General features: G+C 40.5%; 9 protein-coding genes, 1 tRNA gene and 2 pseudogenes. 4 read left to right on the forward strand and 8 right to left on the reverse strand.

Annotated features, from left to right (window positions below; all coding sequences use genetic code 11):
• Positions 1-412: 412 nt before the first annotated feature.
• The gene (locus JK629_RS03230; protein ID WP_202337199.1) at positions 413-3,571 is read left to right on the forward strand and encodes a PAS domain S-box protein; all 3,159 of its coding nucleotides are present in this window, start codon (positions 413-415) and stop codon (positions 3,569-3,571) included.
• Positions 3,546-3,920, forward strand: a complete 375-nt coding sequence (locus JK629_RS03235; protein WP_202337200.1) for a response regulator — start codon at positions 3,546-3,548, stop codon at positions 3,918-3,920. Before JK629_RS03230 ends, JK629_RS03235 begins: the two co-directional genes overlap by 26 nt.
• 186 nt (positions 3,921-4,106) lie before the next feature.
• On the opposite strand, the gene JK629_RS03240 is transcribed toward JK629_RS03235, so the two are convergent.
• The gene (locus JK629_RS03240; protein ID WP_202337201.1) at positions 4,107-9,983 is read right to left on the reverse strand and encodes an HYR domain-containing protein; all 5,877 of its coding nucleotides are present in this window, start codon (positions 9,981-9,983) and stop codon (positions 4,107-4,109) included.
• A gap of 512 nt (positions 9,984-10,495) precedes the next feature.
• On the reverse strand, positions 10,496-12,331 hold the full coding sequence (locus JK629_RS03245) for a tetratricopeptide repeat protein (RefSeq protein WP_202337202.1): 1,836 nt from the start codon (positions 12,329-12,331) through the stop codon (positions 10,496-10,498).
• A gap of 428 nt (positions 12,332-12,759) precedes the next feature.
• Here JK629_RS03245 and JK629_RS15685 point away from each other — a divergent pair.
• Positions 12,760-12,906 (forward strand): annotated as a pseudogene (locus JK629_RS15685) (DUF7619 domain-containing protein); the annotation flags it as partial.
• Between the two features lie 32 nt (positions 12,907-12,938).
• Positions 12,939-13,064: pseudogene (locus tag JK629_RS15690) on the forward strand (DUF7619 domain-containing protein); the annotation flags it as partial.
• A 376-nt stretch (positions 13,065-13,440) separates the two neighbouring features.
• On the opposite strand, the gene JK629_RS03255 reads toward JK629_RS15690, so the two are convergent.
• The 6 genes from JK629_RS03255 to JK629_RS03280 all read right to left on the reverse strand — a co-directional run bounded on the left by JK629_RS03255 (position 13,441) and on the right by JK629_RS03280 (position 20,926).
• Positions 13,441-13,514 (reverse strand) — tRNA-Asp (locus JK629_RS03255).
• Positions 13,515-13,673: 159 nt separating this feature from the next.
• Positions 13,674-14,603 (reverse strand): DUF58 domain-containing protein, encoded by a 930-nt coding sequence (locus JK629_RS03260; RefSeq protein ID WP_202337204.1) that lies wholly within the window; start codon positions 14,601-14,603, stop codon positions 13,674-13,676.
• A gap of 53 nt (positions 14,604-14,656) precedes the next feature.
• The gene (locus JK629_RS03265; RefSeq protein WP_202337205.1) at positions 14,657-15,202 is read right to left on the reverse strand and encodes a ClpP family protease; all 546 of its coding nucleotides are present in this window, start codon (positions 15,200-15,202) and stop codon (positions 14,657-14,659) included.
• Between the two features lie 173 nt (positions 15,203-15,375).
• Positions 15,376-15,693 carry a thioredoxin gene (gene trxA / locus JK629_RS03270; RefSeq protein ID WP_068761863.1) on the reverse strand — a complete coding sequence of 106 codons (318 nt, stop codon included), beginning with the start codon at positions 15,691-15,693 and terminating at the stop codon, positions 15,376-15,378.
• 155 nt (positions 15,694-15,848) lie between these two features.
• Positions 15,849-20,279 carry a DNA polymerase III subunit alpha gene (gene dnaE, locus JK629_RS03275; RefSeq protein ID WP_202337206.1) on the reverse strand — a complete coding sequence of 1,477 codons (4,431 nt, stop codon included), beginning with the start codon at positions 20,277-20,279 and terminating at the stop codon, positions 15,849-15,851.
• A gap of 197 nt (positions 20,280-20,476) precedes the next feature.
• Positions 20,477-20,926, reverse strand: coding sequence for a ferritin-like domain-containing protein (locus JK629_RS03280; protein WP_202337207.1), 450 nt, complete (start codon positions 20,924-20,926; stop codon positions 20,477-20,479).
• Between the last annotated feature and the right edge of the window lie 179 nt (positions 20,927-21,105).

The raw sequence follows: 21,105 nt of genomic DNA on the forward strand, positions 1-21,105 counted from the left end.
AAAAGCCTCTCCACTTCGGCCTAGTTTATCTTGAGTCTATCGAAGGACTCAGGCAGGCTTCAGGAAAAGCTTCTCATTGGTAATCCCAATTTGGAATTTAACCACATCCCGAAAATAAATCCGGGACAACACAACGGGGCAAATTTAGATAAATAATTTAACACTACAATACCCGATGGGAATTTTGATATTATTTTAAAAAACGTAAATGTAATTACTAAAACTACTAATTGCGAGGACCTGCTAAAAAAAACCGTTAGGATATGGGATTCCTAACGATTTTGACTTGTAAAATGGTGCAATTAAGTGAGACTTATGCTTTTCGGTTTTTACATAGTATTTCTTACATTAAAAAATCGATAAGTATTCAAAATTATTATATTTGCTACCGCCCTAACTATTACCCACTATAATGTCTACTCTTTATGATAATACTAAGGAAAACGAATTTTCCGATGTTGTCTTTGATCTAGCTCCTTTCCCTATGTGGATATATGATTTGGATTCCTTGAAGTTTCTTGCGGTAAATAAAGAAGCAATAAAACACTATGGATATTCAAGGAAGGAATTCTTGGCAATGACTATAAAAGACATCCGTCCGGCAGCCGATATTCCAAAATTATTAAAATCGATAGCCGAAGCAAAGAGCAGGACCGAACTGTATAAGGAAAGTCTCTTTAAGCATCGGTTAAAAGATGGAAATATAATCCGGGTTCAGATAAAAAGCAACCTAATAACGTACCGAGGGAGAAAGGCAGAAATAGTAACGGCAGTAGACTTAACCGCCAGTTATCTCAAAAAAAAACAGAGGGAAGAGCAAGGCGAATATTTAGCTACCCTTAGCCAATTAAATGAAATTCTTTTAAAATCTGAAAATTGGAAGGAAGGACTACAGCAATGTCTTCCCATTTTGGGATCCTTCTTGGGTGCAGATCGTATCTCTTTCTTCCAACCCAGATGCCCCAGTTCCTTTATCGAGCCAGAATTAAGCTGGTACAAACGGAATGCTGAAATCAAAAAACAGATAATACCTCTGCAACCCACCGCAGGTGAAATTGACACTTTTATACACCTCTTATCTAAAAAAAAGGTAATCCACGCCAAGGTAAGTGAAATGGACGAGGGCATCTTAAAAAAAACACTATCAAAGGAGAAGGTATACTCTTTGCTTTCAATAGCAGTTAAGGCAAACAAGCGCGTATTGGGCTATATTCGGGTTGACACCTGCAATAAAAATAGGTCGTGGCATAAAAATGATGTTCACTTATTAAAAAATTTGGTTCATAATTTGGAACCTGTAATCAATGAGTCATTTGCCCACCAACAGCTAGTGGATAGCGAAGCAAAGTTTAGATCACTTGTTCAAAATGGAAAAGATTTAATTGCCATAATAGATGCAGAGGGCAATTATAAATACGTTGCGCCTACTTCTTTAAATGTATTAGGAATACCCCCTGAAAAATTTTTGGGAAGAAATGCATTTGAATTTATAAATGGTGAAGATTTGCAACGCTTACAAGCCTCTCTGAAAGATCTGGCTCAAAACCAACACATCTCCATTGAACCCTATCGTTTTTTGGATAACAGTAATACGTGGCGATGGATACAAACTGATTTATTCAATCATTTAGAGGACCCTACCATTGAAGGAATTATAGCAAATAGTCGTGACGTTACTAGTGAAATGGAAAAACGTCTAGGTGATCAATTGTTGGTACGGATGACCAAGATGATCTGTCAACCTGGATCACTTTCCGATTGCTTTGAACAAGCCTTGCAACAATTGATTGGGCCTACAAAAATAAATATAGGTGAGGCCTGGATGTTATCTACAGATAAATCACAACTCTTCCTCCTTGCCAAAAGTTGTCAAAACAGCATATATAAACAATTTTATGAAAAAAAAGACCAGGTTGATACCTTATCGTTAGGGCAAGGCCTTGCTGGCCAAGTATGGAAAGAACAAAAATTTATAATATGGGAGGATATACATCAGTGTTCCATGTTCTCGCATACAAGGCAGGCGAAAAACACAGGGCTGCAATCAGCATTAGGAGTACCTATTATTTACAACGAGGAGTTTTTGGGATGTATAATATGTTTTACCAAATATGAAAAACGTGCATTTTCCGATCAGGAAAAATTTATTTCAAATATTGGTGGCCAGATTGGATCGGTGGTAAAGCAGAAAATGGTAGAGGAAGAATATAGAAATTTTTTCAACATCGCGCCTGACCCACTTTGTATCTTAGGAACTGATCTATCGCTACAAAAATACAACCAAGCTTTTTACAAATTATTGGGATACGAGGAACAAGAATTGCTGAATCAATCCATGGAAAATTTTATTGCTGCCGATGATAAAAAGAAGTTTGATAAAATATTAGAGCTAAAGACTGCCCAAGCCCAAACGGTAACATTTGAAGGGAGACTATTAACCAAGCAAGGAGATTTAAAATGGCTCATATGGAAAGGATCCCATCTGCCTGCAGAAAAAAGTTTTATTCTAGCCGCCAAAGATATTACTGAACAAAAACATGCAGAACAGAAATTAACAAAAGCATATGACCGATTAAAAAATGCGCAAAAGATTGCAAAATTGGGGTATTGGTTCCGAAATTTAGATTCAAACCTGAGCCATTGGAGCGAAGAGGTATATGCCATATATGGAGTTAAGCCCACAAGTTTTGTGCCCACCCTTGAAAATATTGCACAAACCTTTCATCCAGAAGATCGCTATTTACTTATTCAAGACCCGAGGGAATTTTTAGTCCCTGAAAAAATAACTCGTTTCGAAAACCGTATTGTAACTTCTTCCAAAAAAGAAAAATGGGTACATCAAGAACTTAGACTCTTGATGAATGAAAAACAGCAACCTTATAGAATAGAAGGTATTATTCAAGACATCACCGAAAAAAAGGAATACGAATTACAGTTAACCCAAAGCAATGAAAGATTTCGACTTGCAATGAAAGCAAGTAATGAAATGATTTATGAAATTGACCTAATCAAGAATAGAGTTACCCGTAGTAAGGGATATTCAGAAACCTTTTGCTATGAAACAGACGAGACATTTACCAAACATAATTCCTGGTTTTCAAGTATCCACCCAGAAGACACGGCTGGCGTATGGCAATCCCTGTGCGACTCCTTGGAAAATCAAGATACTACCTTCTGGAAAAGAGATTACCGAGTCATCAATGAGGATGGCAAAACAAACTATTTAATTGACCGATGTTTTATTGTACGAAATGCACAAGGTAACCCCATACGCTGTGTGGGATCGGCACTCGATATAACCGCTTCAAAGCAACAGCTTGAAAGAATAAAGAAACAAAATAAAAAATTACGGGATATTGCCTGGGCGCAATCTCATGTAATTCGAGCTCCATTAAGTAGAATCATGGGGTTGATATATTTAACCAAGGAACACGAAGCAGGAGGAAAGACACTACAAGAAATTTTTGAATTGATTTCAGATTCCGCAGAAGAACTTGATAGTGAAATTAAAAAAATTATTACTAAAACGGAAACACTCAAAGAAGATGACCATTCAAATCCTACTTATTGATGATGACCCGGTAGTGAATTTTATACACTCTCGAATCATTCAGGACAAATTTCCAGACCACCCCATATTTACATTTCAGAATGGGCTGACCGCCATAGAATATATTAAACAAAACTCCCATTATTCCTACTTGATTTTTCTCGACATCAATATGCCCATTATGGACGGATGGGAATTTCTAGAAACAATTGCGGAAGACGAAACCAATTATGACCTACAAATACACGTGCTTACCTCATCCCTAGACCAAGAAGATAAATCTAGAGCCTCAAACAATAAGCAAATACTTTCCTATATAAATAAACCTTTAAAATCGAATAATTTAAAAGATTTATTAAAGTACAAATAGCTGGGGAGCTTCAACACATCCCAAAATAAGCTTGAAGCATTCCCATTATTGCACTGCACTCCGTCCCGCTTTTAGTTACCGTATAGAATTTTTATATTCAATACTTTCTTATTTCTAATAATAAAAAAAATCGCCCGAGGAATGTTCCCGGGCGACTTACATTTAAACAACTAACACATATAAAAACTATTCTTTTAAAAGACGTTTTGTTATCTCTCCATTTGCTCCCAGGAGCTTCACATAATATGATGCTGCAGCAAGTAAATGCACATTTATGGGCTTGTTGCTGCCCATTCCACGAAGGTCTGCGGTCTGAACCAATCTGCCCCTTAGATCGTAGATCTCCAATCTTTCCAGATCTAGGCCTTGAGGATTGCTGATGTTTAGGATACCCTTAGCAGGATTTGGATATATCACAACACTTTCAAGGTTTTGATTGTCGCCTCCAGTTCCAAGTACGGTATCTACCGTCAATTCAAAATCACAGGTACCAATATTTCCATACTCGTCCGTTGCCGTTAGCGTAATGGTATAAGTACCATCAGGAAGTGGAGTTCCCGCCACGGGATCTTGGCTAGTAAGAACAACAGGATCGGTACAGTTGTCTGCAACTGTAGCTTCTCCAGTGGCAAAATAGTCTGGCAATATATAGAACAGGTTACCTGCCCCCGGATCTACAGTCTGGTCCATGGGACAGCTTATAACAGGAGCAAGATTATCCACCACAGTTACTACGGCCGTGCAGGTTGCGAGATTACCATTATTGTCTTGACTGAATACCTGAACGGTCACGGGAGTTCCTATATCTGCACAGCTGAACTCGGTTATGTCTACTGCTGTGGTTAAAATACCACATGCATCTTCGTTAGACGCTATCACATCAGTGGGCAAAAGTGTTGCGGCACCATCAATACCCAGTTCTATGGTAAAGTCTTGGCAAACAAGCGCTGGGGCGGTAATATCCTCAACGGTTACCGTGGCGGCACAGCTCTCACTGTTGCCGTTCACATCGGCCACTGTCAGTATTACCAAATTGTCGCCTATGTTTGAGCAGTCAAAGGTGTCAATGTCCAGTTCATAATTTGCGATACCACAGGCATCAGTACTTCCATTATCAATATCACTTCCATTTATGGTTATCGTACCTGTTACGGGATCAAGTTGCACGGTTATGTTCTGGCAGGCAACCACGGGAGCGATCACGTCCTCCACCGTTACGATGGCTGTACAGCTACTACTATTGCCATTTACATCGGTAACGGTAAGTATTACAACGTTATCTCCTACGTTGCTACAGTCAAAGGTATCCACATCAATGCTGGTTGAAGCCAGGCCACAGTTATCAGAACTACCGCCATCAACATCGGCAGGTGTGATAGTTGCGTTGCCGTTGGCATCGAGCTGAATGGTTATATTTTGACAAACCGCCATAGGCGATTCGTTATCAGTAACCGTTATCGCAAAGCTACAAGTACTTACATTTCCGTTCACATCCGTAGCCGTGAATTCTATGGTACTAATTCCAACTGGGAATTGACTCCCACTTGGTAATCCCGCAGTTTGTACAACCGTATCAATTCCGCAATTGTCTAGGGTCAAGGGTTGTGGAAAATAAACTACCGCAAAACAATCACCCAAATGCGTTTCCGAATAAAGGTCAGCTGGACAAACTATAATTGGAGCCACAGTGTCCTCAACGGTCACAACCGCTGTACAGGTGGAAACATTGCCGTTGTTATCAGTAACTGTCAATATCACATTGTTGGCTCCAACATTCGAGCAATCAAAAGTAGAAACATCAATGGTAGTAGAAGCGATCCCGCAGGCATCCGTTGAACCACCGTCCACATCTGCAGGGGTGATGGTCGCGTTGCCGTTGGCGTCAAGTTGAACCGTGATGTTTTGGCAAACCGCCGTTGGGGCTACGTTGTCCTCAACGGTCACAACCGCTGTACAGGTGGAAACATTGCCGTTGTTGTCGGTCACTGTCAATATTAAATTGTTGGCTCCAACATTCGAGCAATCAAAAGTAGAAACATCAATATTAGTGGAAGCAATTCCACAGGCATCCGCTGAACCTCCGTCCACATCTGCAGGGGTGATGCTCGCATTGCCGTTGGCATCAAGTTGAATTGTTATATTCTGGCAAACTGCTGTTGGGGCTACGTTGTCCTCAACCGTCACCACAGCGGTACAGGTGGAAACATTGCCGTTGTTATCAGTCACTGTCAATATCACATTGTTGGCTCCAACATTCGAGCAATCAAAAGTAGAAACATCAATAGTAGTGGAAGCAATTCCGCAGGCATCCGAAGAACCTCCATCAACATCTGCCGGGGTGATGGTCGCGTTGCCGTTGGCATCAAGCTGAACAGTAATGTTCTGGCAAACCGCTGTTGGGGCTACGTTGTCCTCAACGGTCACAACCGCTGTACAGGTGGAAACATTGCCGTTGTTGTCAGTCACTGTCAACATTACATTGTTGACACCCACATTTGAACAATCAAAAGAAGTAACATCAATAGTAGTGGAAGCAATTCCACAGGCATCCGTTGAACCTCCATCAACATCTGCTGGAGTGATGGTTGCATTCCCGTTGGCATCAAGTTGAATTGTTATATTCTGGCAAACTGCTGTTGGGACTACATTGTCCTCAACCGTTACCACTGCGGTACAGGTGGAAACATTGCCGTTGTTATCAGTCACTGTCAATATCACATTGTTGGCTCCAACATTCGAGCAATCAAAAGTAGAAACATCAATGGTAGTGGAAGCGATCCCGCAGACATCCGATGAGCCACCATCCACATCTGCCGGGGTGATGGTCGCATTGCCGTTGGCATCAAGCTGAACAGTAATATTCTGGCAAACCGCCGTCGGGGCCACAGTGTCCTCAATCATAATAGTAGAGATACAGCTCGCGCTATTGCCATTTACATCTGTTACGGTAAGGGTTACTGTATTTGGTCCTATGTTTGCACAAGTGAAATTCTCTGGGCTAACCGAAATATTGGCGATTCCGCAATTATCGGTACTTCCACCATCCACATCGGCAGCATTTAAGATAGCCTGTCCGTTAGCATCCAGTTGCAATATCAATGGAGTGGCTGAAGTCCATACATAATTGATTTTTGTATTATCTACGTGATCCTGTACATAGGCAGAAATGGCAGAGCCAAATCCTCCTGGATCATTATAGCCTGGAGCGCCGGCATCATAGCTATAATCTTCGGCATAAATTGCAAAACTATCGCCCCAACTATCTGTCCACGCTGTATGGGTAATGGTATTAGGATCTGTGGTATTGGAATTAGTAGAGATTGAATAATCTGCTGCATTACCACCGAAAATTAGGGCAGCTGCTTCTTGGGCATTATATACTGGCGGATTAGAGCCCCAGTTTGGACCATCGCTTACTAGGTAGGACCCTATGTACACTGGCATTCCTCCTTGGCAAACTACAATAGGAGCCTCGTTGTCTTGCGCAGTGAAGGTAAAATCTGCAGAAGTGGAAAGTCCACCCGTATCAGTAGCTGTTACGGTAATGACGGTGCTTCCTTGTACACCCATTTCTGGCGTCCCTGATACTACAAAGTTGGTGCCATTATAGCTCACAGACAGATTTGCATTTTGCACTACGGCCTGGTTAGCGGAAGTGGCAGTTACAGTAAGATCTGTAGCAGCATCTTCCACATCAGAAATAAGTACATTCTGGTTGAAAGGACTTCCGGGGCAAGCTACTTGGTTTGAAATAGGATCTATTACTGGAGCTTGATTCAACAGTATTATTTTATCATTGGAAAATGAGAAACATGTTTGGTCTCCTGCAAGGCCACCATATTCTACAATATAACCCATACTTTGAGCATTCCCCAAATCGTTCCAGCGACCATTATTGGCAAAATATACCTGTAGGTAATCTTCAGACCCGCCTGAATTATTGGGCTCAGAAGCATTCCAATTGGCATATTGACCCGGCGAAGGAGTGCTGCCTACAGAAAACTGGGTGCCTGCCTCGGGACCCGTAATCCAGTACCAATTGCCTTCGGCAGCGGACTGGTTAGCGAATACTGTTGTTCCCGCAGCCAGATTTATTTGGGCAAAGTTATCAGAACCCCCTAACCAACCGTCATCGGTAAGTTTGTTTTTAATAAAGTTGTTTTCTTCCACAGAAGTAGAAGTTGCCAAATACCCCTGAAGGCCATATAGCGTTCTGGTGGCTGCAGCAGCCTTAGCCTGTACCCAAGTCAGACTTTGGTTCACATATTCGTAATAGTGGCTGTTGTCTGGATTGGAAACACTGCTACCTATAATAAAGGTGATAGTGCGCTGGGCAGTATTACTACTGGTGGTACGGAACTGAACATTTTGGAAAAGGGTTTCCAGATCACTATCGGTAAGGGTGCCGCTAACGGTAAGCACACCCGTGGATCCGTTGTAGCTGGAAGCAACACCCCCGGGAAGTGTATATCCGGCATCTAATGCTAATTCATCGCCGGCAACAAAATTGTTAGAGATAGAAACCAAAGCTCCATTAGCATTGCCGCTATAGGTAAGAGCGATGGAGGCATCTACGGTAGTAAAGGTACTAATATTGACCATTTGAGTATCACCGGGGGAGGTAACAACATAAGGCTCGGGCGCCAGTATGGTAATATCAGCATTTGCATTGCTTATATTGCCACTGCTGTCGGTAACTGTAAGCACTACGGACTGTGTACCAATATCACTACAGTCAAAAGCGGTTTTGCTCAAAGAAAGCGTAAAGGTACAGTTGTCCCTAGATCCATTATCCACCATGGCCGGGGTAATGGTAATACCTGTAGGGTCAGTTAATTGAAGGCTAAGGTTCTGTGTTAGTACCGTGGGGTTGATTACATCCAACACATTTACATTTATGGGGGTGACAGTAGTATTACCACTAGTGTCGGTAACTGTAAAGTTGATTGTGTTATTGCCAATCTGTGAGCAATCAAAAGTAGACTGGCTCAAGGTCTTGGATGCAATTCCACAGTTATCGGAACTGCTTATTTCCACATCTGAAATTGAAATACCGCCGGTTCCGCCAGAATCAAGGTTAACCGTAAGGTTCGTATTGGCACTTACAGTTGGGCTTTCCGTATCAGGAGTGGTTTCAATGGTAACATTTTGGTTTGCTACGCAACCTTCTTGTGACGTAACGGTAACAGTATAGGAACCGGGAGCCAGATTGGTAATGGTTTCTGTGGTAGCTCCGGTACTCCAAAGATAATCGTATGGTGGTGTAGCAAAGTCAGAAACTACGGCAGTAGCGGTGCCATCATTTGCTCCAGTACAACTTACATCAGTTTTGTTGATTACTGCGGAAAAAGGAAGCGAAAAATTTTGGTATAGTACCGCTTCTTGCGAATAATTGTAAAAACCAAAACGACCCGAAGGATAAGTACCGTCCACATCAAATATTTGGGTACCATTTACCCAAACACTGATGTTACTGGCGCCATATTGCACCTGAAAGGTATAAAGCGTATTATCTGCCCATCCCCCCATACTGGCATTAGTAGCCAACACTTGATTAATAGGGCTGTTTTGGCACCAAAAGGCAGCTGCAAAGTCAGAGGATGATCCTTGAAAACGCGTAAGACGCATTGCAGCGGGAGCAGTACATCCGCCAGATGCCTGAGGTGCCTGCTTCCAATCAAACATGATAAAATTATAGTTATTGTTTGGAGTAGTGGAATTTGGGGATTGATATCCAATCACAAATCCGATAAAATCGTCATCACTAGTGGTTTCTACCCGAAACTCCCCTTGGATAGTAGTATTAAAATACTCAGCATTGCTTACATAAAAAGAAGGATTGCTATTTATGGTTTGGCGCACACTGTTGCCGTCAACAGCAGGTATCCAATTACCATTCGCAGGATCGCCCTCCACGCTCCAGGAGTTTAATCCCAAATTGATAAAACACTGGGCAGTTACGTTTTGGGAGAAAAACATCATAACCAGCAAAATACTGGCTATCAAGAAATTTCCCCGAGATACAACACTACGGTAATTTTTTTGTTTGTAATAGTTCTTCATAAAGGGTATTCATTTGAGTTAATAATTGAATGTATTGTCCATTTCGGAGGTAAGAAACAATATTAATTTAGGGATCAAAAAATCATTTATTTTAGTCATTTATAAGGTCCTAACAGCAGCGTTCGTATTCCATAAAAATTGCGATAGGATGCCTCGCATATTTACAGATAAACTCCATTGCCAACAATTATGATATTTAACTAAAAGGGAAAACTTCCTGGCGTATGAAGAAAAAATAGGTAATAGCACGGCACAAATTCTATGTTAAGATTTGGTTACGACAATTGTTAAAAAGTTTAACATTTGCCGGCGCAAATAACATTTATTCCGTCGAGAAAAACATATTAAACATATCGATAAAACATAGACGATGAGATAGACAAAATATAGATATGTTTTTCGATAAAAACGTAAACATTTAATAATAAGACACTTGGATTTTGATCCAGATGATGGATTACTATTTTGAAGTGATACTTTAAAAAATAGGCTGAGATTAGCAGTAATATGGATTATAATTCACGCATCAATTGGTCAAAGCTCTCGTCATTGTCCTGCAATTGCATTTTTTTCTTTACCCTATACTTTTTGGAAATAACGCTTTGGTGGCTAATGCCTAGTAGGGAGGCAATTTCCTTATTGGTAAGTTGTAATTTTAAAAGGGAGCAAAAAGCGATGTCGTTATCGGTAAGTTCAGGGAACATCTCTCCAAGGTTATAACTGAATTTTGGATGCACCTCTACAAATTTTGTTTTAAAGTGATTCCAGTAATTGCGTTGGCCAATAATATTCTCAATAAGACTACATATTTCGGATGTGCTTTCATCTCTTTTAGCTTCGAGCACGTCGCGTATTTGATTTTGAGTATCTGCGGCTTCCAACGATATGGCCACCAACTCCCGTTCCTTATCTCCTAAACGTTTTTCTTTTTCTGCTAGAAGTTCATTTTCCAACTCTTGTTTTTCCTTTAGAACGATATTTGCTTTTTCTAATTGCCACACGGCTTCCTTTTGTAGTCGCAACTTTTTACGGTGGTTTTGGTAAAAAGCGATACTCAGCCCAAATATTAGCACGGTAAGTATACAGCTCAGTATGGTTATATTTAGCTGCTTTCTGGCAGATTCCTTCAACAAATTATTGGTGCGTGCTAATGTTCTATTTTTTTCCCCCTGTATCTCATTTTGGTACGATTCCTCTAACTCTGCAATTTTTATTCTATCTTCAGCACTGCGAATGGAGTCTTTTAAAAAATCAATTCTGTCATAAACTTTTAGGGATAATTCAAACTGTTTACGTTTTCTATAAGTGTTTTCTGCGGCGATTAAAAAACGTAATTCGTCCTGCCCATTCATCTTAAAACTGTAATCGTTCGTAACCTCCTCCACTTCTTCTACTATACGATAGGCGGCATCAAATTGCCCCTGATCATTGAGGAATTCCAAATAATCGGCGGCAATCTGCAAAAAGCGCGTTGAATGGTGGTCGCGTAAATACTCATAGGAATCTTCAAATGCCTTTGCCGCAAGAGCTGATCTATTGGTATGGAAGTATAGTTTTGCAAGTTTGGCTTGGGCCACGTGCATATATTCTAGGTTATTTACCTCTCTTAACCCATTCTTTGCTTCAATTAAACGGGCCTCCCCCGCTGCTTCCTTTCCTATTTCAATCAAACTTTCAGCGTATGCCAACAGGGTAAGATAATAGGGAGCTCCTTTTTGCTTTTGAAATTCTGGCAATACCTGTTCAAATATTTCTACCGCAAATTCATAATTGCCATTGTTGTAATAAGCATTGGCCAATTTTTGCTGCAATATATACAGTCGTGGGTCCTCCGTCTCACGAAATATGGAAATGGCCTTTTTTAGATAAGAAATGGCCTTTTCTTTTTGGGACATATAATTATAGTTAGATGCCATTTCGCCATACACCAAACCCTTCCCGTTAAGATCATCCAAAGTTTTATAAATCGATAGCGCAGTTTGCAAGGTTTTCATTGATTTTGAATACGCTGCATTCGTTCTATAATTTATTGCGAGGTTGCATAGCAGTTGGGCCTTAATAAGTGGATGATCTTTAACTAAGTCAATACCTTTCTTAAAAAAGTATGTTGCAGAATCATAAATAGCCAATTGATTATAAGTAATCCCCAGGTTGCTATAGGTTTTGGCTACGGCGGTATCGGGACGTAAGCTGGAGTACTTTAAAAGCTTAAATAAATAGGCTTTGGCCGAATCGGGCTTCTTGAATAAATTGGTTTTTATCTCATCTTGCAGCTCCTCAATTTCTATATTCTGGGAGTTTAGGGTTATACAACATAGGAAAAGTACGAGGAGAAGATTTAGTTTCATAATTTAAATTGGCAACCAAATTTAAAAAATTATATTTTTTTTAAGGTGCTTATAACTGGGGTAATTTGACACTTTTAAATTAAAAAAACCCTCCATAATTGGAGGGTGGGGAGTAATTAACCAAATAATCATCAGTAGATAAGGTAATTATGCATTTTCTTCAAATTAACAATTAATTCATCTTAAAGCCAATTAATTGCTATAGATAAAGTATAGATATGAGAGCCTTTAGAAACCAGAAGCATCAATTTAAGCTTTCAGATGGCCCTTCCGTCAATTACGCAGATTGATGACCTCCTCCTCTTTAATGCAACAAAAGCTCCAGTGAATAAGGACAAGACCGAACCGAACAATACATTTTCACTAGAACAGGTGTTGATAGGATGTATAGACCCCAATGATATACCGAGGTACTGTAAGGCGAAAGTATTTCGCTCGATGAGGTGGATGATTATCTACATTACATCATTCGTTTTCAAAACACCGGAACTGCTTCTGCAATGAATGTGAGCGTAAGCAATAAACTGGATTCAAATCTGGACTGGAATACCTTGCAGATTGAAAATATACGCCATACTAACAGAGTCGAAATTACCGAGGCAATCAAGTGGAATTTATCTTCAACGACATCAACCTGCCTGATTCCACAAGTAATGAAGCTGGATCCCACGGCTATATCCAATATAAAATTAAACCCAAAAGCAATATAGAAGTAGGAGATTTTATTCGAAACAATGCCGCTATTTATTTCGACTTTAATCCTCCCGTAATTACCAATATTGTTATTAATACGGTAATTGACCATCTGGAGGTAGAGGAAACCACTGTAAATTCCATTGCGCTTTATCCCGTTCCATCGCGTGATATTTTAAATATAAAGAGCACCACTACCATTGTTAACACAAAAGTGTTTAATAATTTGAGGCAACTGCTTTTTGGGAATGTATTTTTTGAAGGTCACAGATATGGAACAGAAAAATTGCATTTTGAAATTTATCAAAGAGTAATTTTTTTGAATACTTCAATTTACCATAAAAGATATTTAAAAAGGCTGAGAATAAACATCTCACTCGTCAAAAAAAAGTCTCACTTTCGTGAGACTTTTCTTGCGGTCTGGACGAGACTCGAACTCGCGACCCCCTGCGTGACAGGCAGGTATTCTAACCAACTGAACTACCAGACCAAATTTTCAATCCAGATAAATCGGGACCCCAACAACAGTTGGGCAAAGTGAAAAATTGTAACCATACTTTTGGGGAATACTCCCTTGCTGTATTAAGCGGTGGCAAATATACCACTCCATTTCATTTTCGCAAACTATTTTTTTAAAAAATAATGATTTTTATCCAAACTTCTGACGCTCTACTAGATAGGTTGTCAAAATTTTGTTGAAACTTTCGTTTATATCGGTCAGAACATACTTTATTCTGTACTGGGCACAGCGCAATTGCAGTTCGGTAAAGTAATTTTGAACTGCTTCTTCGTATTGTTCCTTAATATTATCTGCATAAAGATTTATATGTTCTCCGGTTTCAACATCTACAAAACGCTTTGGACGGTTGCTAAAATCAAAGTTTACCTCACGCTTTTTATCAAAGGTGTGAAATAAAATCACTTCGTGCTTATTGTATTTTAAATGTTGAAGGGCTTCAAAAAGCTTTTCCGCTTCGGCATCACTTTGAAACATATCTGTAAAGAGAAAAACCAACGAACGCCGTTTCAGTTTTTCAGCAATTAAATGAAGATATTCGTACGTTTTGGTTTGTGATTTTTCTTTTGGAGAAAGTAAGGCCTCGTTCAACTTTTGAAGCAGCATCTGGTGGTGTCGCTCACTTCCCTTTTCGGAAGCATAAAATTCATAATCGTCACTGTATATACTCAACCCCACGGCATCGCGCTGCCGTTTCATCAAGTTCATAATGGCTGCGGAAGCCAGTACTGAAAACCCAATTTTGTTCAAGGAATTTATGTTGAATTGCTTCAGCTTTGGGTAGTGCATAGAGCTGCTATTGTCCACAATTAAATGGCAACGCAAGTTGGTTTCTTCCTCGTAACGCTTGGTGTAAAGCTTATCGGTTTTGGCAAAAAGCTTCCAGTCTATATGCTTGGTGCTTTCACCGTTGTTGTAAATTTTATGCTCGGCAAATTCTGCGGAAAATCCATGGAACGGACTCTTATGAAGCCCAGAAATAAAACCCTCTACTACTTGTTTTGCAAGTAGCTCGAGGTTTTTGAAACCTATAATTTCATTTATTTCATTTTCTATATTCATATATCCTCACCTCCTGCCCCTTTCCTTCAATGGTGAGGGGAGAAAGCTTAATATTATTTTAAAATATCATCAACAATTCCGTAATCTACAGATTCTTCGGCATTCATCCAGTGGTCACGGTTAAAGTCTTTCATAACCTTTTCAAACGTTTGCCCACAGTTTTCAGCTAAAATACGTGCACTTATCTCCTTTGTTTTTAAAATTTCCTGGGCAGTAATTTCAATATCGCTGGCAACGCCCCTTGCACCGCCACTTGGCTGATGGATCATTACACGGGCGTGCGGCTGTATAAAACGTTTTCCCTTTTCTCCTGCTGAAAGCAAAATACTGCCCATAGATGCCGCCAAACCGGTACAAATTGTAGAGACCGGGCTTTTTAACTCCTTAATAGTATCATATATTGAAAATCCCGAAGTAACATAACCGCCGGGGCTGTTTATGTAGAATTTAATTTCATCATGGTTCAGCGCGTCCAGATACATCAGCCTGTCCACAACGTGGCGGGCACTCTTATCATCTACCATTCCCCAGAGAAACACTTTGCGTTCCTCCAGTAACTTGCCGTCTATTTTATCTTGTACTTTATTTGTTTTTTCCATTTACAAATGTTCTTTTTAGTTAAAATAAATTCCCCCATTAAAGGGGGGCTGGGGGATGTTCCCATTTATAAAAGCATACCCCTAATTTACCCGTAAGGGACAAATATAAAAATAACAAAAGGCCCAGCAATAAGCCAAGCCTTTTAGGGTTTAATTTTTCTTTTCTAGATATTTTACAAAAGCGAATCAATCGCTTCAGCATATACGTTTTTAGGAGCAACGCCTACTTGACGGCCCACTACTTCGCCATTTTGGAATACCAAAACAGTTGGAATATTTCTCACTCCATATTTAGCTGCAAACTCTTGGTTTGCATCCACATCTACTTTTCCTACCACGGCTTTACCGTCGTATTCCTTACTTATCTCTTCTATTATAGGTCCTACCATTCGGCAAGGCCCGCACCAGGCTGCCCAAAAGTCAACCAATACCGGCTTGTCACTTTTTAATACGGTTTCTTCAAATGTTGCGTCTGTTATTTCTAATGCCATAATCTTTGTTTTTAATGAATTTCAAAAATAGTTAATTTTTATGCTAAATCCCGTTGCGTTAATATATGTTTAGGAAATGATTGTATTGTTTATTTTTATTGTTGGCTGTGCGCTTTTGGCTATTAGCTCTTCGTTTTGACTCTAGTTACTAGCTTTCAATTTAATTTATAGTGAAACTGTTCTCTTTCCAATTCATCCAGCAACTCCTTTGAAATATTGATCTTATGCTTTCTGCTGGGCATAGTTAAGTGAATCTTTTCATCATTTTCATAAACCACAAAATACAATTGCTTTTCGCCTTTATGGGTTTTTACCAAATCCTTAAGCGAATCTATTTTTCCTTCCTTTAAATCTTGTAAAGGCATGGTAATGGTCAATTTTTTTCCGTGGGTTTCCATGACATCGTGAAGCAATTGGATGCTGTTATATTGAAGTCGCGGTTCACCTTTTTTTCCTGTTTCGCGGTTGGTCCATCCTTCCTTCACAAAAACACGCCCGTAAATGAAGCTATTCGGAACCAGGAAATGGCGCCATTTTAAATATTCTTCCCCAAATATTTTGAAGTCATAACTATCGTCATAATCCTCAACCGTAAAAATAGCCCACCCTTTGCCGGCCTTCGATTCCCGGTGCTGCACATCGCTCACAACCCCTCCGAAACACATTTCCTTGTTCAGAAAATCTTCCAAATGGTTAAAATTCGAAACTTTGCAGTTGGTAAAGGTTTCCATTTCAATTTTGAAATCGTCCAGCGGATGGCCCGATATATAAACCCCAACAACTTCCTTTTCCTGTTTCAGTTTTTTCATGGTGCCCCATTCCTCACAAGGCGGAACTTCGGGTTCGGGGATTTGTACTTCACTGGCATCGCCAAAAAGACTTACCTGTGAAGAATTCTGCGTTTCCTGATATTTTGCCGCATAACGAAGCACTTTTTCAAGAAACATCACCCCGTCACCATCGTCGTGCAGATATTGCGCGCGGTGAGTGTCAAAACTGTCAAAACCGCCCGCCAATGCTAAGTTCTCAAAGGCTTTTTTATTTGCCGAGCGCAAATCTATTCGCTTGGCCAAATCAAAAACCGATTTGTATTTTCCATCTTTTCTGTGCTCAACAATCGTTGCTACGGCACTGCTGCCCACGCCTTTAACGGCCCCCATTCCAAAACGGATGGCGCCTTGGTCATTAACGGTAAATTTGTGAAAGGATTCGTTTACGTCGGGTCCCAAAACGGTCAAGCCCATCCGTTTGCATTCGTCCATAAAAAAGGTAACCTGCTTTATGTCGCTCATATTATTGCTGAGGACTGCCGCCATATATTCCGCGGGATAGTGCGCTTTTAGATAAGCCGTTTGGTAAGCGATCCAAGCATAGCAAGTAGAGTGCGATTTGTTGAAGGCATAACTCGCAAAGGCTTCCCAATCTTTCCAGATTTTTTCAAGCTTTTCGGGGTCGTGTCCTTTTTCGGCAGCTTGGGCAACAAATTGCGGCTTCATTTTATCAAGTACCGCTTTCTGCTTTTTCCCCATCGCCTTTCTTAGAACATCGGCTTCCCCTTTCGTAAAACCAGCCAATTTTTGCGACAAAAGCATCACCTGCTCCTGATAGACCGTAATTCCGTAGGTTTCTTTTAAATATTCCTCCATCGCGGGAAGATCGTATTCAATCTCTTCCTCGCCGTGTTTTCTTCTTACGAAACTTGGAATGTATTCCATCGGCCCCGGACGATAAAGCGCGTTCATAGCAATAAGATCTGCAAATACCGTTGGCTTCAATTCCTTCATATATTTCTGCATTCCGGCAGATTCATACTGAAAAATACCAACCGTATCCCCTCTTTGGAAAAGCTCGTAGGTTTTTTCATCATCGAGCGGAAAGTTATCCGGATCGAGGTCAATGTTATGTTTGTGCTTTACGAGTTTTACCGTGTCCTTTATTAACGTTAGGGTTTTCAACCCCAAGAAGTCCATCTTTAGCAAACCTGCACTTTCCACAACCGAGTTGTCGAACTGGGTGACATACAGATCGGAATCTTTTGCCGTAGCGACAGGAACAAAATCGGTAATATCGCTGGGCGTAATAATTACCCCACAGGCGTGGATTCCTGTATTTCGAACAGACCCTTCCAGAATTTTTGCTTGATTTATGGTTTGCGCTTCAAGGTCACTTCCTTCGGAAAGATTTAAAAGCTCGTTTACTTTTGGAAGCTCATCACTTCGGAAACGGCTTCGCAATTCCGCCTCGCTCAAACCGAAGATTTTGTTCAGCTTGGTCATATTCGGAATCAATTTCGAAATCCGATCGGCTTCATTCAAAGGTAAATCCAAAACCCGCGCCGTATCTCGAATGGAAGATTTGGCGGCCATCGTTCCGTAAGTGATAATCTGTGCCACTTGGTTGCTGCCGTATTTGTTGATTACGTAATCCATTACCTTGCTTCGGCCTTCATCATCAAAATCGATGTCGATATCGGGCATACTCACACGGTCTGGATTCAAAAAACGCTCAAAAAGCAGATCGTACTTAATAGGGCAAATATTTGTGATTCCCAAGCAATACGCCACGGCACTTCCGGCCGCCGAACCACGACCCGGCCCAACGGAAACACCCATTTGTCGGGCTTCGGCAATAAAATCCTGTACAATCAAAAAGTAACCCGGATAGCCCGTATTGGCGATTACTTCCAGCTCAAAATCGAGACGCTGTTTTATTTCCTTTACGCGTTGCGAGGCTTCCTCGGGAATTTCAAAATCGGTCAAGGCTTCATAGGAAACTTCCAATAATTCGGGATAGCGTTTTTTGGCTCCTTCATACGTTAAGTGGCGCAGATAGGCATTTTCACCCCGCTTGCCCCCATCGATGTCTTCAGCATTCAAAAATTCTTGCGGAATACCAAAATTGGGCAGCAACACATCACGGTGCAAAGAGAAAGGCTGGATTTTTGAAACAACCTCTTCAATATTTAATATCGCTTCTGGAAGGTCTTTGAACAAAGCCTTCATTTCATCCTGCGATTTGAAATAATATTCCTGGTTTGGCAGACCGTAGCGATAACCTCGGCCCCGACCAATGGGTGTTGCCTGTTTTTCACCGTCCTTTACGCACAGCAAAATATCGTGCGCATTGGCGTCTTCCTTTTTAATATAATAGGTATTGTTGCAGGCTACGAGTTTTATGTTATTGCGCTTGGCCATCTCTATGAGCACAGGGTTTACGCGCTTTTCGTCCTCTTGTTCGTGGCGCATAATTTCCACATACAGATCTTCACCAAACATTTCCTTCCACCAAAGCAAAGCCTCTTCAGCTTGGTTCTCGCCTATGTTCAAAATCTTTCCGGGCACTTCGCCGTAAAGACTCCCTGTTAAAACAATGATGTCTTCCTTATATTTTTCGACTATATTTTTATCAATTCGCGGGACGTAATAAAACCCTTCAGTATAAGCGATGGAAGCCATTTTTGCCAAATTGTGGTAGCCGTTTTTGTTTTTGGCAAGCATCACAATTTGGTAGCCGTTGTCTTTATGGTTTTTGTTTAAATGGTCTTCGCACACAAAAAACTCGCAACCAACAATTGCTTTTATTGGCTGTGCTGAAATTTCTTCATCATCATTTTTTGGCAAATCTGCTAGCGATTTATTATAATTGGCAACAGCTTGCACAAAGTGAAATGCGCCCATCATATTCCCCGAATCGGTGATGGAGACCGCCGTCATATTGTTTTCCACGGCTGCGTTTACCAAATCCTGTGTGCTAGAAGTAGATTGTAAAATTGAAAACTGCGAATGGTTGTGAAGATGAACAAATGGCGCATCCTCCAATGTAGCTACGTTTTCCTTTATTTCTTCGGAAGAAATTCTGTCGCTATCGGAAGCGGCCTGCAGCTGCCTTCGGATATTTTCCGAGGCCTTTTTAAGGTTTATATGCTCAAGCCCAATTAATTCAATGGTTTTCGGATTCGCTTCGGAAAAATTTTCGAAGTAATCCGGCTGTACGTCCAGTTCCTCAATCGTAAAAATCTGCCGACGAATCAATTCCAAAAAGCAGCGCGTAGTCGCTTCCACATCTGCAGTTGCGTTGTGGGCTTCGGCAAAAGGTTCACTGAAAAGAAATTCGTGAAGTTCGGTCAGGGTCGGCAGTTTAAACTTTCCGCCGCGACCGCCCGGAATTTGGCAAAGTTGAGCGGTAATTTCTGTACAGGTGTCCAAAACCCGAAGTTTCGTGAGTGGGTTTTCTATCCCCAAGCGGAAGAATTCCGCGCCCATTATATTTACGTCGAAGTCTACATTTTGACCGACGATGAATTTCGTTTTTGAAAGCGCTTCTTGAAATTTTTCAGCAACTTCTTCCAACGAAATCCCTTCAGCAGTGGCAAGTTCAGTTGAAATACCATGAATTTTTTCGGCATCAAAAGGAATATTGAACCCTTCGGGCTTTACCAAATAATCTTGGTGCTCCAAGAGTTTTCCGTTTGCATCGTGCAACTGCCATGCAATCTGGATACAGCGCGGCCAGTTGTCGCTATCGCTCACGGGAGCGTTGAAGCGTTTGGGAAGACCTGTTGTTTCTGTATCGAAGATTAAATACATTGGGATTAGTGATTTTTGATTTAAGATTGCTGATTTAAGATTTCCGTTCGACTGCGCACAGGGAACATTTTTGGAAAAAGTAAAAATAGAAAAACCTCCCGCTTTTGGGAAGTTAAATTGTTAGGAGTTGTTCACAAAAAAAACCGTTTCCGGTATTTCCGAAAACGGTTTTCTTTCTTCTTTTTCAAGATTATTTATTAGGATACTACAGCTTCAAAGTTTTTGGCACTTTGGCATGCATTCTGGATGGCGTCGCGCTGGTTGGTTAGAATTTTCTGTGTTGTAGGAGGCAATGTTGTATCTTGAATTACTTCATTGTACTCTTCAATAGCAGCTTTTTCACCTTTTTGGACTTCCTCTAAAATTGTTTCTTCATTATTGGAAGAAAAAGCGGTTTCAATATCCATCCAAGTTCTGTGCATTGCTCCCGTAGCGCTTCCACCTTTTTCAGGAGTTTCGCCATAGTTTTTGATTTCGTTCTTTATTTCGTGACCAAAATCGTATCTTTTTGGAGCTTGTTCGTTAAAGAATTGTTTCAGCTTAGTGTTTTCTACATTTTCAGCTGCTTTTTTATAACCCTTTTCGGCGTCATAATTTTTCTCTAACAGTTCATTTAATTTGTTCGACATTTTTTCAGTAAACTTCATATTCTTTCGTTTTAAATTTTACAGTTGTTTTCTTCATCATCATTCCGCTAAAGACAACTGTTCAACTTCATTCGGATATATCCTAATATACCATGAATAAAGGCTTTCAACGAATTATTAACCTAAGTTTAGTGTAATTTAACAAGCTTTAACCTTTTGTGGGAAAATTGAAGGCTGGA

This window comes from Aequorivita iocasae, from assembly GCF_016757735.1.
GTDB classification, from domain to species: domain Bacteria; phylum Bacteroidota; class Bacteroidia; order Flavobacteriales; family Flavobacteriaceae; genus Aequorivita; species Aequorivita iocasae.